Genomic DNA, 13588 nt, shown 5'->3' with positions numbered 1-13588 from the left:
ATTGAAAAAGTTTATTTCAATATTTTCTAAGATATTACTATTGTTAGTATTTCTTTTCACATCATATACCGTGATTTCTCAAAGGTTTATTGAATCTGCTAAAAGAGAAGAAATAATTGAAAGATATTTTGATCTAGAAAGAAAGAACACAAATGATATAAGTGAACTTTTATTAAATATGGAAGGGGTCTTGTTGATCCCTTCTGTAGATATAAAAGTACCTGTATTTACAGGAACTTCAGAAGCTGCAATTTCTACTGGAGCTGGTATCATTGAAGAATCAGGAAGCTTAGAAGATAAAGAAAATGTAAATGTCATAGTTACATCCCACAATGGAAGTAACAATTCAACTCTTTTTATAAATTTGGATAAACTTCATAATGGAGATATTTTCTACATCAAAACCAAAGAAGGAGTTGAAAAATATGAAGTCTTTGATACAAAGACAGTTTCTCCAATAAATGAGCTAGAGCATTTTATTGAGCCTCAAAAAGGAGAGAAATATATTACTCTAAGAACCTGTACTCCTGTATATATAAACTCACATAGGTTATTAGTGACCGGAAAGCAATTGCCTTATGATATGAATGAGGCCATTCCTGATCAGAAGCTAGTCTTTTCATCATTTGAATATATAATGATGGCTATAGGAGGAGTTTCTTTAGTTACATTTATATTGATGGTAATATTGGACAAAAAGGAGAAAAAAAGTGAAGAATAGAATCTCTATTTTATTATTAGCTTTATTACTCTTAATCCCTACAAATATACTTGCAGCCAATAATAGTTCAAGTGATTTATATGAAATCACAATTCAGTCATTGGATAAAAATGGGCAAGGGCTTAAAGGGTTTAAGTATAAAATAGTTAATAAGGATACTAAAGAGGAAACAATAGTTGATTTAACAGACTCAACTAGTAAAGTTGTTAAATTGAAAAAAGGTGAGTACCACTTTGAAGAGATTCAAACACTAGAAGGATATGAAAAATCAAAACAATTTGATTTCAAGATTCCTTTAGAAGGGACAGGTACAATACAGCCTAAACATTTAAAGACTGTACATGAAACTAAAGCTGAAACCGAAAGGGAAACAGACAAAGAAACCGGTAAGGAAACTAAAAAAGAAACCGGAAAAGAAACAGTTAAGGAACCAAGGGGTAAAAACAAATATACCAAGACTGGTATGGAAGACAATAATGACAACAACAATGTAGTCCTATACTTTTTAGCCTTTGCTTTGATATCATTGACTGCTATTTTAGTTTTTACTAGAAGGAAAGATGAAGAAAAATAAAACTTTATCATTTATATTTTTATAAAAATGCTAGTGATTCTAGCTTAGTTAAGAGAAGTATATGAGAAAAAAATTGTTAACAATATGGGCTATAGTAACAGGTATATTGCTTATAATAGCTCTGTATTTATATAGTGATGATTTCATGCAATTTATAAAATATAATAGAAAAACTGGTGTGAATGGCTATGTTGACAACTACGATGATTTGAGTAACTTGGGATTGAACCCAAGCTACAACGTAGATGATGTAGAAAACTTATCTAGAGAGATGGTTGACAAGTACAAAGACGAAGCCAATAGAGCTGTATCTAAGGGAAGGATTTTAATACCTTCTGTAAACATAGATGAGAAAATCTTTGAAGGTATAAACAACGCCCACCTACTTTTAGGAGTATGTGAGCAGCTTCCTAGAAGTCAAGTAAAGGCTGGTGACCATGGAAACTACATTCTTGCTGGTCATATCAGTCATGTAAATAATAATTTTATCTTAACACCTCTTAACAAAGCAAGCATAAATGATAAAATATTTATTTTAGACCAGAAACAAGCGTATGTATATCAAATATACAATGCTAAGTTGTATCATGAAAGTGATACGAGCCCTATCAATATAGACACTGATGAAAAGATGATAACAGTATATACATGTAAAAGACATACAGGATATCATCCTAAAGAAAGGTTTGTAGTTCAAGGGAAATTGATAGGGGGATTTTCGATAGAAAACTTCAACGAAAAAGATTTAATGGATAAAATAAATAGTTTACTACAAGTATAAGAAAAGCCTTCAAAATTTATCTGAAGGCTTTTTTAATTAAACATTGCAAAATATCATGACTATATATAATATATATTATATATGAGTAAAGGATGAGATATGAAAAACAGAAACAATAGACCTCGTAGGGTCTTAGAGGATTCTTATATAGATTCTAATAGGAATAAAAGATATAGGGATGAAGATAGCTATGATTATGATGAATATGGCGACTATGAAGATGCTAATTATTCAGATGATTACGACTATTCTTACGAACCTTATCCAAGAAGAACTAAGAAAAATAAAATATTTTCATTAAATTTAATAGTATCATTTGTATTTTTAGCTTTTATCTGGATATTAGGTTTATTTTATTCTCCAACAAGATTGATAATAACTATAATTTACCTAAGTTTGCTCTTGATATCTGTCTTTATTAGGCTATCTAAAAAGGCGGTTTTTGCAAAAATTATTTCTTGTATTTTAATGCTTGTGAATATAGCGTTTGTGATTAGTTTTATATCTATATATCTTTATGCTGATGCAAGTATAAAATCTACAAATATTGATAATGTAGCACCCAATCCAAATGTTTACAATGACCATTCATATAACTTATTTATATCTGGTTTTGATACTGAGGGATCTATAAATACTGTCTCAAGATCTGATGTAAACATATTGACTACTGTAAATATGAAAGAAAAGAAAGCTTTATTAACTACCATACCAAGAGATACTTATTTACCTATAGCCTTGGGAGGTAAAGACCAGTATGATAAATTAACACATGCTGGTATTTACGGAGTTGCTTCATCTATGAAAACTATAGAAAATGCGCTTAAAACTCCGGTAGAATATTATTTCAAGATAAACTTTACTTCCTTTATAGATATAGTTGATGTAGTCGGTGGTATAGAAATAGACAATGATTATGAGTTTACAGCTTGGAATGGTGTCCATTTCCCTAAAGGAAAGCTCCACTTAGATGGTGACCAAGCCTTATCCTATGTAAGAGAAAGAAAATCTTTAGCTGAGGGAGATATTGGAAGGGGAAAACACCAGCAACAAGTTATGATGGCTATAGCTGATGAAATAGCTAGTCCCAAAAACTTTTTCAGATATCCGAAAATTATTAAGATGCTAAAAAAATCGATAGCAACAAATGCCCCTACCAGGGTTCTATTTAACACTGCCTTTGAATATGGAAAGTCCAGTAAGTTTGAAATTGAAAGGGAATATGTCCAAGGTTATGGACAAAAAGGCTTACCATCTTATGCTATGCCAGGCTATAGTCTTTATATGTATGTTCCTTATAAAGAAAGTTTAGAAAAAATTTCAAATAATATAGGTAACTTAATAAATAATTAATAAATAAAAAGGCTTCACTAGTGTGAAGCCTTTTTCATGTTTGAACTATTTTATTGCAAAACACCTTCTATATAGGTGTAAAGTAAGTTATTATCTTTATCCAATATATTTATATCTGCGTCATAATTTATTTCTAAGTAGCCTTTTTTGTCGTCTATTTTTAATCGTTTGGCTGGATTTACCGAACTCATAAGGACTATATCTTCAAGAGTAGCTCCTGTATTTTTCATGACATTTCTAATATTCTCTATAAAAGTCATTGGTTTCCCTGGTAGTCTACTTGCCCCATGATAGTCGGTAAATGCTACCCCGTCAATCATTTCAATTTCTCTTCCCATGCAATTGTATTTACCATTTGGTAAACCTTTTAGAATCATTGCATCGGTAGTTAAAATCATTTTATGAGGAGTTTTTAGTTTGAAGGCCATTTTCCAAATGGCTGGATCGATTGAGCATTCATCACACCCTGCCATTTCAGAATATAGGTAGTCGTTAGTTAATGCTTCCCCTAAGACACCTAATTCTCTATGGTGTAAAGGTCTCATAGCATTAAACATATGGGTGACTTGGCTTAGTCCATGGCCGATAGCTTTATTGATATCCTTTGAGCTTGCATTTGAATGTCCAGCCGAAGCGATTATTTCATGTTCTCTTAAAAGATCCAAAAGCTTATCTGAATCATCTAATTCAGGTGCAAGGGTCATAAATTTTATATGACCTTTTGCGTCTTCTAACCATTTTTTTGTGAGGTCTAAGTCTACACTTATCATAGAGTTTTTATCCATTACTCCTAGATGTAAGGGGCTTAGGAAGGGGCCTTCCATATGGATGCCTAAAATTTTAGCTCCATCTTCATTTTCTTTTTCGATGTATGAACTTATTTTTATCAAGGAATCATTAAGTTTTTCTAAGGAACTTGTAGATACAGTTGCGAGCATAGAAGTAATACCTTCGCTTGCTTGTTTTTTCTGTAGGTCTTCATAGCTAGATAAATCTGTATTTACATAGTCCATACCATAACCACCATGGTTGTGCATGTCTATAAATCCAGGTATAGCTATCAAATCACTAGTCCCGTCAAATTCTTCTATTTTTATAATTTTCCCATTGTCTATGCAGATTGTTTTGTTTTCTAATATTCTTTTTCCGGTTATTAGTTTTCCTACATTTATTTTTTCCATTTTATTTTTCTTTCATAAGTTCTAATATTTCATTAGCTACCTTTTCTACTTCTAAACCGATAACTACATGAACATTGTTATTGGACATGTGCATTACTTCGATAACCCCTAGTTCTTTTAGTTTATCATCATCAACTAAGGAAGGATCCTTAAGATTTAATCTTAATCTTGTAATACAATTTTCTAAAGTATTTATATTTTCCTTACCACCAATATATTCTAAAATTAACTTAGATTTATCTGATATATTCACATCTTCATTTTTATTTACAACAGTTGTGTCTTCTCTACCTGGTGTCTTAAGATCTAATTTCTTGATTAAGAATGTAAATACAAAGTAGTAAAGAGCCATCATTCCTATACCGACCGCCAACATCAAGATAGGTTTTGTTGCCTTATTAAATTGTAAGACATAGTCTATAAGTCCAGACCCACCAACACCAACTATCTTAATACCAAGTATATTACAGATTACATTTGATAGACCTGTAAACAAGGCATGAGTTAAGAATAAGACAGGTGATATAAACATAAATGAAAATTCAACTGGTTCAGTTATACCTGTAACAAAGGTTGCTAAGGCTGCTGCATACATCAAACCTTTTACACGTTTTCTATTTTGTAGGTAGGATGTTTTATACATAGCTAAAGCTGCACCAACAAGACCGAACATCATCATAGGGAACATGCCTGATACGAAAGTACCAGCTGTTGGGTCTCCAGCGAAATATCTTGGAATTTCACCACTTACATTAGCAAATTCTGGAAGTGATGAAGGTAATTGCATTTGAATGTATGTGTTAATAATATGGTGTAAACCAGTAGGTATAAGTAGTCTATTAAAGAAGCCGAATAAGAATGGTCCAGACTTGGCGTTACCTAAAAATACACCAAAGTTTTGGAAGGCTGTGTCTACATATGGGAATACATAAGCCATCACTACTGAAGCAATAATAGCAAAGAATGAAGACATTATAATTACTAGTCTTCTACCACTAAAGAATGCAAGTGCTTTTGGTAATTGCTTATCCTTGAATTTTTCATAGGTTACACCAGCAATTATACCTGCTATAATACCTACTAAAATATTATATTCAATGGTTGCTATGGCTGGACGTCCAAATGAGTTTAGGCCGTCATCACCAAGAGGTTTTAAGGTCCTAGTAATAATGTAGTATACAACTACAGAAGCTAGACCTGATGCTACGTGTTTATCTTTGGTTATACCACCTGCTACTGAAACAGCAAATAGTAAAGGCATGATAGCAAATATTGTCCATGCTGCTTCCTTTAAGAATGGTATATTTAGTAAGTCGTTAGAAGCTAGTCTGTTTAGTATAGCTGCGGCCGGCATTACAGAAATGGCTAACAGCATTGATCGTCCTAAGACTTGAAGCTTCTCACTTACTCTTGAGAAAAAAGTATTATTTTTCATAAAATCCTCCTTTTTATTATTTATTAATACTTTCATATAATTTTCTATATTCATTTAAGATTAAATCGAATATAAAAGTTATGCCATATTTATTAAAGATATCTATGTCAACTTGGTCGAAATTTTCGGTATTTATATTAAATGATTGTTCTATATCTTTGTTAATTGTGACTACATCATAATCAAACTTATAGTTTTCAAGGTCGTTTGATAAAAGTTCTAGGTATTTTCCTGATGAAGAAATGATTATTATATAATCATCTTGAGTTAAATTTTTAAATAAAAAATTATCATCTATACGAGACTTTAATAATACATTTTTCCCACAAATTATAAACTCTTCTTGAAATTGTTTAAGTACTCCATATATTTTCCCGGAACTTAAAATAATAAATTTATTAGACTTGTAAATCTTATTTACTATATCATCTATAATATCGTTGTTAAATTCTTTCAAGATTAGTTTAAACATGCTGCATACCTTTTGATAAATGATATCAAAGTCTTCATAGAAGAAGGAGTTATCTTTTTTGTAAGAAACATTTTTGTATGCAAACATATTGGAGATTCGGTTTTTAAAATCATAGAAATTTTCATATCCTAGCTTTATCGTGAATCGTCTTATGGTAGCTCTTGAAACGAAGCAAGCCTCACTCATATCCATGATGTTTATTTTATTTATATTTGGTATATTTTCTAAAATATAGTTTGCTAAAATCCAATCGGTATTATCACTTCTATTATTATTTATTATTGAAGTTAATTGCTTTATGATATCCATTTCATTTATATTCATCATTATATCTCCATTATAATTAATATTGTAAAATCAAGTGTGACAACATTTGCAACATGAGAAAAATTAATTATTTCATCCACAATTTCTTCACAATATCCATAATTTTATTATATATTATATGTATATTATATCTATAATAATTGACGAAAGGAAATGTGATTATGACAAATAGAAATGATGATGAATTCTTAAGATGGTTACAAGATAATAAAAATCAAGATGAATCAAATAATACAAATGAAGATTTTGAAAAGAGACAAGATGATATTGATCAAGTATCAGATTTTGATTATGAGACTTATTCCGATAATGACCCAAAAATAGATGATGACAATATGAAATTTGAGGATGAAGATTTTACTGAAGATTCCAAGAAAGATTACTACAGCGAATCTTCATATGAAAGATCAAATGATGATTATATAAATAAAATTTATGTTGATAAAGATTATGTGGATGAACAAATAGCTAAAGTTAAGACAAGATTTTCGACTTTTAGAATCCTTGCTTTGATTCTTATTGGTGCAATCCTAGGTTCTTTCATTGGTCCTTTAGTAAAAGATAAATTGCCAGGATATTCCAATCCGAGCACAACTAACCAATCAAGTATAAATATAAATGCTAGTGAAGAAAATAATGTAGAAAATGCTGTTGCTAAAAAAGCTATTCCATCAGTAGTAGGTATACATACTTCGTTTATAAAATCTAACCCATTTATGCTTGGAGCAGAGAAAAAGTCTGAAGGTATAGGCTCAGGTGTAATCGTTAGTGAAGATGGATATATCTTGACTAATGCCCATGTAATAGGAGATAATCCTGAAAAAATATCTGTATTATTTTCTGATAATACCAGAGCAGAAGCTGAAGTTGTTTATAAAAATACTAACTTAGACTTGGCTGTTATTAAGGTGAATAAAACTGGTTTACCAGCTATCGAATTTGCTGATTCAAGCAAGGTTCAAATAGGTGATAAGGCAATAGCTATTGGAAATCCTTTAGGATTTAACTTGCAATCTACCTTAACATCTGGTTATATTTCAGGTCTTGATAGGTCCATTACCATGCAAGATGGAACAACTATGACAAGCTTAATGCAAACAGACGCTTCTATAAACTCAGGAAACTCTGGTGGAGCCTTGTTAAATAGTAAGGGGCAACTTATAGGTATCAATACTGCTAAGGCTGGATCTACTGATGGAATTGGTTTTGCCATTCCTTCAAATACAAGTAAAAATATTGTTGATCAAATTATAGAAAAGGGCTCATTCTCACAAGTAGTCTTAGGTATAAATGGTATAGATTTAGACCTATATAAACAATATACAAACAATAGAAGTATTGAAGCTTCCAAGGGTGTTTATATAGCTGAGGCTTTGAAAAATTCTTCAGCATACAAGGCTGGATTAAGAGCGGGGGATATCATAACTCAAATAGATGATGTAGAGATAGACTCAATGAATAAACTCCAACAAACACTTATAACGAAGAGAGCAGGGGATAAAGGTAAGATAAAAATAATAAGAGATAATAAAGAATTAGATTTAGATATTACCTATGAAGGTCAACAAGCCAATATATAAAAATCCTAAAGTAAATATAGAAATCCTAAAGTAAATATAAATATGTGTTAATAAATTATTATATTGGGTATATTATTAGTACCAGATATTAGGAGGTACGAAATGAGAATTGAATATGTAGGTAGAGATATAAATATTAGAGATAATTTCAAAAATGAGGTTGAAGCTAAAATTTCCAGACTTGATAAATATTTTGATGAAGATGTAGATGCAAAAGCAACATTTTCAGTAAATGGAAATTTCAAAAAAGCTGAGATCACAATATTTCTAAAGGGAGGCGCTATTTTAAGAGCCGAAGAAACTACCGATGATATGTTAACTTCTGTTGATAGAGCTATAGATGGTCTAATTTCACAAATTAGGAAATATAAGACAAAGCTACAAAATAGAAGACAAGGTGAATCCATCAGATATGAACATATTCAAGAAGATGAAACTACCTTAGAAGAAGATTTTGTTCCAGAAGTTATTAAGACTAAAAAGATTGGCTTAAAGCCTATGTTCTTAGAAGATGCAATTATGCAAATGGAACTATTGAACCATGATTTCTTCGTATATAGTGATGCTGAAACTGAATTGGTTTCTGTAGTTTATAAGAGAAATGATGGAAACTACGGTGTAATTGAACAAGCATAAGTGAATTAAAGATAAAAAGGAAGATTTTATCTTCCTTTTTTATTTATCTGAAAAGCATTTTATGGTATAGTTATTATGAATAAGTATAAGGGAAAGATTGGAGAACAGATGGCTATAAGTTTTTTAAAATGGATTTTTAAATCCTATAGCGAAAAAGAAATAAACAAATTAAAACCAACAGTTGATAAAATTTTAGATTTAGAAAAAGATTTTGAACAATTAACAGATGCTCAATTAAGATCTAAAACTGAAGAGTTTAAAGGAAGATTAGCCCAAGGCGAAACTTTAGATGATATTTTAGTTGAAGCTTTTGCTACTGTAAGGGAAGCAGCTTGGAGAGTCTTAGGATTGAAACCGTACCCAGTACAAGTTTTAGGTGGTATTATCTTACACCAAGGTAAAATCGCGGAAATGAAAACTGGTGAAGGTAAAACCTTAGTTGCAACTTTACCAGCATATTTAAATGCTTTAGAAGGTAAAGGCGTTCACGTAGTTACAGTCAACGATTATTTAGCTCAACGTGATAAGGATCAAATGGGTAAAATCTATAGGTTCTTAGGTTTAACAGTAGGAAATGTAATCCATGGTTTAAGCGAAAGGGAAAGACAAGAAGCTTACAAGTCTGACATTACCTATGCTACAAACAATCAATTAGGTTTTGACTACTTAAGAGACAATATGGAAATCCACAAGGAAGATACAGTTCAAAGAGGTTTACACTTTGCTATAGTCGATGAGGTTGACTCTATCTTAATAGATGAAGCCCGTACCCCTCTTATAATTTCAGGTCAAGGTGAAGATTCTACAGATATGTATCAAAGGGCTGACCAATTTGTAAGTACTCTTACAGGTCGTATCTTGGATCCTGAAGAAACAGAGAAAAATAAGTTAGATTCTTTATTTGAAGAACATGAATTAGAAACTGTAGACTTTGTAGTTGATGAAAAAAGAAAATCAGCTACTCTTACTGAACAAGGTAATGATAAGGCTGAAAAATTCTTTGCGGTTGAAAACCTATCAGATCCAGAAAATATGGAATTAATCCACCACATAAATCAAGCTTTAAAAGCTAGAAATACCATGCATAGGGATATAGACTATGTAATTAAAGATGATGAAGTCTTGATAGTTGATGAGTTTACAGGACGTATCATGGAGGGGAGAAGATATTCCGATGGTTTGCACCAAGCTATTGAAGCTAAAGAAGGGGTATCTATCAAGAGTGAATCAAAAACACTAGCTACAATTACCTTCCAAAACTTCTTTAGAATGTATGATAAATTATCAGGTATGACTGGTACAGCTATGACTGAAAAGGATGAATTTGCTGAAATTTATAATCTAGATTCTATTGAAATACCAACAAATGAACCGGTAATAAGGCAAGATGAAAATGATAGAATATATGTAACTGAAAGAGCAAAATTTGCTGCCGTAGTTGATGAAATAAAAGAAATCCAAGCTACTACAAAGCAACCTATACTTGTAGGTACTGTATCTATTGAAAAGTCTGAATACCTATCTAAGTTATTGAAAAAAGAAAGAATAGTTCATGAAGTGTTGAATGCTAAACAACACCAAAGAGAAGCGGAAATAGTTGCCCAAGCTGGTGTTCTAGGAAAAATCACTATAGCAACAAACATGGCTGGTCGTGGTACCGATATTGTTTTAGGTGGTAATCCTGAGTATTTAGCTAAAAAAGAAATGAAAAAAGAAGGATTCGAGGACTATCTAATAGATGAAGCAGATGGTTTTGCGGAAACTGATGACCAGGAAATTTTAGATAGCAGGGCTAGATTCCAAGAATTAAAGAAACAATTTAAACAAGCAACCGATGAAAATGCTAAGGAAGTAGTAGCTGCTGGTGGTTTGATGATCATTGGTACAGAAAGACATGAGTCAAGACGTATAGACAACCAGTTAAGAGGTAGGTCAGGACGTCAGGGAGACCCAGGAAGGTCTAGATTCTACATTTCTTTAGAAGATGACTTGATGAGATTATTTGGTGGCCAAGCTTTAAATAGGTTCTCATCATTCCCAGAAGACGAGCCTATAGAAGCAAAGCTTTTATCTACAGCGATTGAAAAAGCTCAAGGAAGGGTTGAATCAAACAACTTTGCCATGAGAAAAAGAGTTTTAGAATACGATAACGTAATGAACAAGCAAAGAGAAGTTATATATGGTGAAAGAAACCAAGTATTGAATGGTGATAATATCCATGAAAACATCATGAACATGCTTGAAGGTTTTATATTTGATACCGTAGACTCTTTTGCAAACCCATCCACTCCTAAGGATCAATGGGAAATTGAAGCCTTAAAAACATACCTAGCTTCAATTTGTATACCAGGAGAATATTGGGATAACATTGATTTAACTAACCAAGACAAGTTAAAGGTTGATTTGCTAAATATAGCTAAAGATATCTATGCGTCAAGAGAGGAAAATATAGGTGCAGACCAAATGAGAGAGTTAGAAAGAATAATTCTCTTAAAGGTTGTAGATAGCAAATGGGTAGACCATATAGATGCTATGGATCAGTTAAAACAATCTATTGGAGCTAGGGCGCTAGGTAATGATGATCCTGTAAGAGCCTATGCAAATGAAGGTTATGAGATGTTTAATGATTTAAATACTTCTATCAGAGAAGATACCATTAAATATTTATTCCATGTAGAACCTACAAGTAATATTCAAAGAGAAAAAGTAGTTAAAGAAAATGAAGCTAAGCTACAAGGCGGTGAAGACCAAGACCAACCAGTCCAAAGGGTGGTTGATAGAAAAATAGGAAGAAATGACCCTTGTCCATGTGGTTCGGGTAAAAAATATAAAAACTGTCATGGTAGATAGGAGAAGAAATGAAGAAAAAAACTAGAAATAGGATATTAACAATTATCCAGATTTTGCTTTTGATTTTTATAGCTTATAATTTATACCAAATTGGAAGTTACTATTATAGTAGATATAAAGCTCAGCAAAACTATAATGAAACTTCAAAAATATTTGAAGAAGTAGTAAATAAGGATAAAGATAAAAAACTTTCACCAGAAGAGTTGAAAGCTTTGAGGGATGAAAATTCTAAAAAGTTAATTGAAAATTTAAAGAAGAAAAATTCTGATATTGAAGCTTATATTAATATTAAAGATACTCATATTGATTATCCTATAGTTTACAAAGATAACTCTTATTATTTAAGAAGAGATATAAATAAGCAGTATTCTATACCAGGAACTATTTTTATAGAGGAAACTAATAAACCAGATTTTTCTGACAGAAATACAACCATATATGGTCACAATATGTCGAATGCTTCTTCTAGTTTAGCTCCTATGTTTAAAGAGTTAGAGCAATATGCTGATTCTGAATTTGTAAAAACCGGAAAAGCAAGGACTATAGAAATATTTACTCCAAAAGGTGTTTTAGAATATGAAATCATATCAGCTTACTATATTGATGCTTATTACGATTATAGAAGTTTTGATATGTCTGATGAAGATTGGGTGAAATACTCTAACAACCTTATTAAAAAATCTGAAGTAGATTATGGATATGAGGGAGAGATAGGTCCTGATGATAAATTATTGACCTTATCTACATGTGATAACGTTGAAGATATAGGTAGATTTGTAGTTCATGCAGTTTTGAAAAAATAAAATAAGATAGTTTATAAAACTATTAGGCGATTTGAAACTGGCCCCAAAAAGTTGGATATAATACCAACTTGGAGGAGGTCAGTTTTTGCGTTATATATTAATAAGTGCAAGATAGTGTGAAAATTTTTATTTAGAGTACTTGTTGGAAGATGAAGTCATGACAGGCTTGGAGAGTTGTGAGATAAAATGAAAAGCTGATGATTGGAATCATGACAGGAAGAGGAAGTTGTGGAATAGTCATGAAAAGCTGAGGGTTGGAATCATGACAGGAAGAGGAAGTTGTGGAATAGTCATGAAAAGCTGAGGGTTGGAATCATGACAGGAAGAGGAAGTTGTGGAATAGTCATGAAAAGCTGAGGGTTGGAATCATGACAGGAAGAGGAAGTTGTGGAATAGTCATGAAAAGCTGAGGGTTGGAATCATGACAGGAAGAGGAAATGGTGGAATAGTCATGAAAAGCTGGTGCTTGGAATCATGACAGGAAGAGGAAATGGTGGAATAGTCATGAAAAGCTGGTGCTTGGAATCATGACAGGAAGAGGAAGTTGTGGGGTAAACATGAAAAGCTGGTGCTTGGAATCATGACAGGTTTGGAGAATTGTGAGATAAACATGAAAAGTTGTGGGTTGGAATCATGACAGGAAGAGGAAATGGTGGAATAGTCATGAAAAGCTGAGGGTTGGAATCATGACAGGAAGAGGAAATGGTGGAATAGTCATGAAAAGCTGAGGGTTGGAATCATGTCAGGGAGAGGAAATGTTGGAATAGTCATGACATCATGCTGGTTTCCACAAAAACGCCAAAACCTACATGACCGCCTAGAGCCAAATGTCATGATGGTTTCCACGAAAACCCCAAAACCCACATGACATTCAT

11 protein-coding genes are annotated in these 13588 nt (G+C 32.0%); 8 read left to right on the top strand and 3 right to left on the bottom strand.

Translation table 11 applies throughout. The annotated features are described in order from the left end of the window. The first annotated feature begins 1 nt into the window (after position 1). The 4 genes from C4Q29_RS04440 (at position 2) to C4Q29_RS04425 (ending at position 3429) form a co-directional block, all read left to right on the top strand. Positions 2–721, top strand: a complete 720-nt coding sequence (locus C4Q29_RS04440; RefSeq protein WP_103981608.1) for a class C sortase — start codon at positions 2–4, stop codon at positions 719–721. After that, positions 711–1295, top strand: coding sequence for a SpaA isopeptide-forming pilin-related protein (locus C4Q29_RS04435; RefSeq protein WP_103981607.1), 585 nt, complete (start codon positions 711–713; stop codon positions 1293–1295). The genes C4Q29_RS04440 and C4Q29_RS04435 overlap by 11 nt, the downstream gene beginning before the upstream one ends. A 61-nt stretch (positions 1296–1356) precedes the next feature. Then, positions 1357–2076, top strand: coding sequence for a class A sortase (locus C4Q29_RS04430; RefSeq protein WP_103981606.1), 720 nt, complete (start codon positions 1357–1359; stop codon positions 2074–2076). 99 nt (positions 2077–2175) lie between these two features. Then, a complete protein-coding gene (locus C4Q29_RS04425) occupies positions 2176–3429 on the top strand; it encodes an LCP family protein (RefSeq protein WP_103981605.1) in 1254 nt (417 codons plus the stop codon). 50 nt (positions 3430–3479) lie between these two features. On the opposite strand, the gene nagA is transcribed toward C4Q29_RS04425, so the two are convergent. The 3 genes from nagA to C4Q29_RS04410 are packed head-to-tail and all read right to left on the bottom strand — an operon-like array spanning position 3480 to position 6844. Next, positions 3480–4610, bottom strand: a complete 1131-nt coding sequence (gene nagA / locus C4Q29_RS04420; protein ID WP_103981604.1) for an N-acetylglucosamine-6-phosphate deacetylase — start codon at positions 4608–4610, stop codon at positions 3480–3482. A gap of 1 nt (position 4611) precedes the next feature. After that, positions 4612–6045 carry a PTS transporter subunit EIIC gene (locus C4Q29_RS04415; RefSeq protein ID WP_159459210.1) on the bottom strand — a complete coding sequence of 478 codons (1434 nt, stop codon included), beginning with the start codon at positions 6043–6045 and terminating at the stop codon, positions 4612–4614. Between the two features lie 16 nt (positions 6046–6061). Next, a complete protein-coding gene (locus tag C4Q29_RS04410) occupies positions 6062–6844 on the bottom strand; it encodes a MurR/RpiR family transcriptional regulator (RefSeq protein ID WP_103981602.1) in 783 nt (260 codons plus the stop codon). 161 nt (positions 6845–7005) lie between these two features. Between C4Q29_RS04410 and C4Q29_RS04405 the strand changes: the two genes are divergently transcribed. The 4 genes from C4Q29_RS04405 (at position 7006) to C4Q29_RS04390 (ending at position 12713) form a co-directional block, all read left to right on the top strand. After that, positions 7006–8424, top strand: coding sequence for a S1C family serine protease (locus C4Q29_RS04405; protein ID WP_200813121.1), 1419 nt, complete (start codon positions 7006–7008; stop codon positions 8422–8424). 102 nt (positions 8425–8526) lie between these two features. Continuing rightward, positions 8527–9060, top strand: coding sequence for a ribosome hibernation-promoting factor, HPF/YfiA family (gene hpf, locus C4Q29_RS04400; protein WP_103981601.1), 534 nt, complete (start codon positions 8527–8529; stop codon positions 9058–9060). Positions 9061–9174: 114 nt separating this feature from the next. Continuing rightward, positions 9175–11910, top strand: a complete 2736-nt coding sequence (gene secA / locus C4Q29_RS04395) for a preprotein translocase subunit SecA (RefSeq protein ID WP_103981670.1) — start codon at positions 9175–9177, stop codon at positions 11908–11910. 8 nt (positions 11911–11918) lie between these two features. Further along, positions 11919–12713 carry a class B sortase gene (locus C4Q29_RS04390; RefSeq protein ID WP_103981600.1) on the top strand — a complete coding sequence of 265 codons (795 nt, stop codon included), beginning with the start codon at positions 11919–11921 and terminating at the stop codon, positions 12711–12713. Positions 12714–13588 lie beyond the last annotated feature (875 nt).

It is taken from the genome of Helcococcus massiliensis (assembly GCF_900258485.1).
GTDB classification, from domain to species: domain Bacteria; phylum Bacillota; class Clostridia; order Tissierellales; family Peptoniphilaceae; genus Helcococcus; species Helcococcus massiliensis.
Note: the sequence above shows the minus strand (reverse complement) of the source record. Positions and strands in the feature narration are given on the sequence as shown.

What these genes read in the sequence shown, in the direction of transcription:
- C4Q29_RS04430 (WP_103981606.1), top strand. Translation starts at nt 1,357, where the DNA reads ATGAGAAAAAAATTGTTAACAATATGGGCTATAGTAACAGGTATATTG.
- C4Q29_RS04425 (WP_103981605.1), top strand. Translation starts at nt 2,176, where the DNA reads ATGAAAAACAGAAACAATAGACCTCGTAGGGTCTTAGAGGATTCTTAT.
- nagA (WP_103981604.1), bottom strand. Translation starts at nt 4,610, where the DNA reads ATGGAAAAAATAAATGTAGGAAAACTAATAACCGGAAAAAGAATATTA.
- C4Q29_RS04415 (WP_159459210.1), bottom strand. Translation starts at nt 6,045, where the DNA reads ATGAAAAATAATACTTTTTTCTCAAGAGTAAGTGAGAAGCTTCAAGTC.
- C4Q29_RS04410 (WP_103981602.1), bottom strand. Translation starts at nt 6,844, where the DNA reads ATGATGAATATAAATGAAATGGATATCATAAAGCAATTAACTTCAATA.
- C4Q29_RS04405 (WP_200813121.1), top strand. Translation starts at nt 7,006, where the DNA reads ATGACAAATAGAAATGATGATGAATTCTTAAGATGGTTACAAGATAAT.
- hpf (WP_103981601.1), top strand. Translation starts at nt 8,527, where the DNA reads ATGAGAATTGAATATGTAGGTAGAGATATAAATATTAGAGATAATTTC.
- C4Q29_RS04390 (WP_103981600.1), top strand. Translation starts at nt 11,919, where the DNA reads ATGAAGAAAAAAACTAGAAATAGGATATTAACAATTATCCAGATTTTG.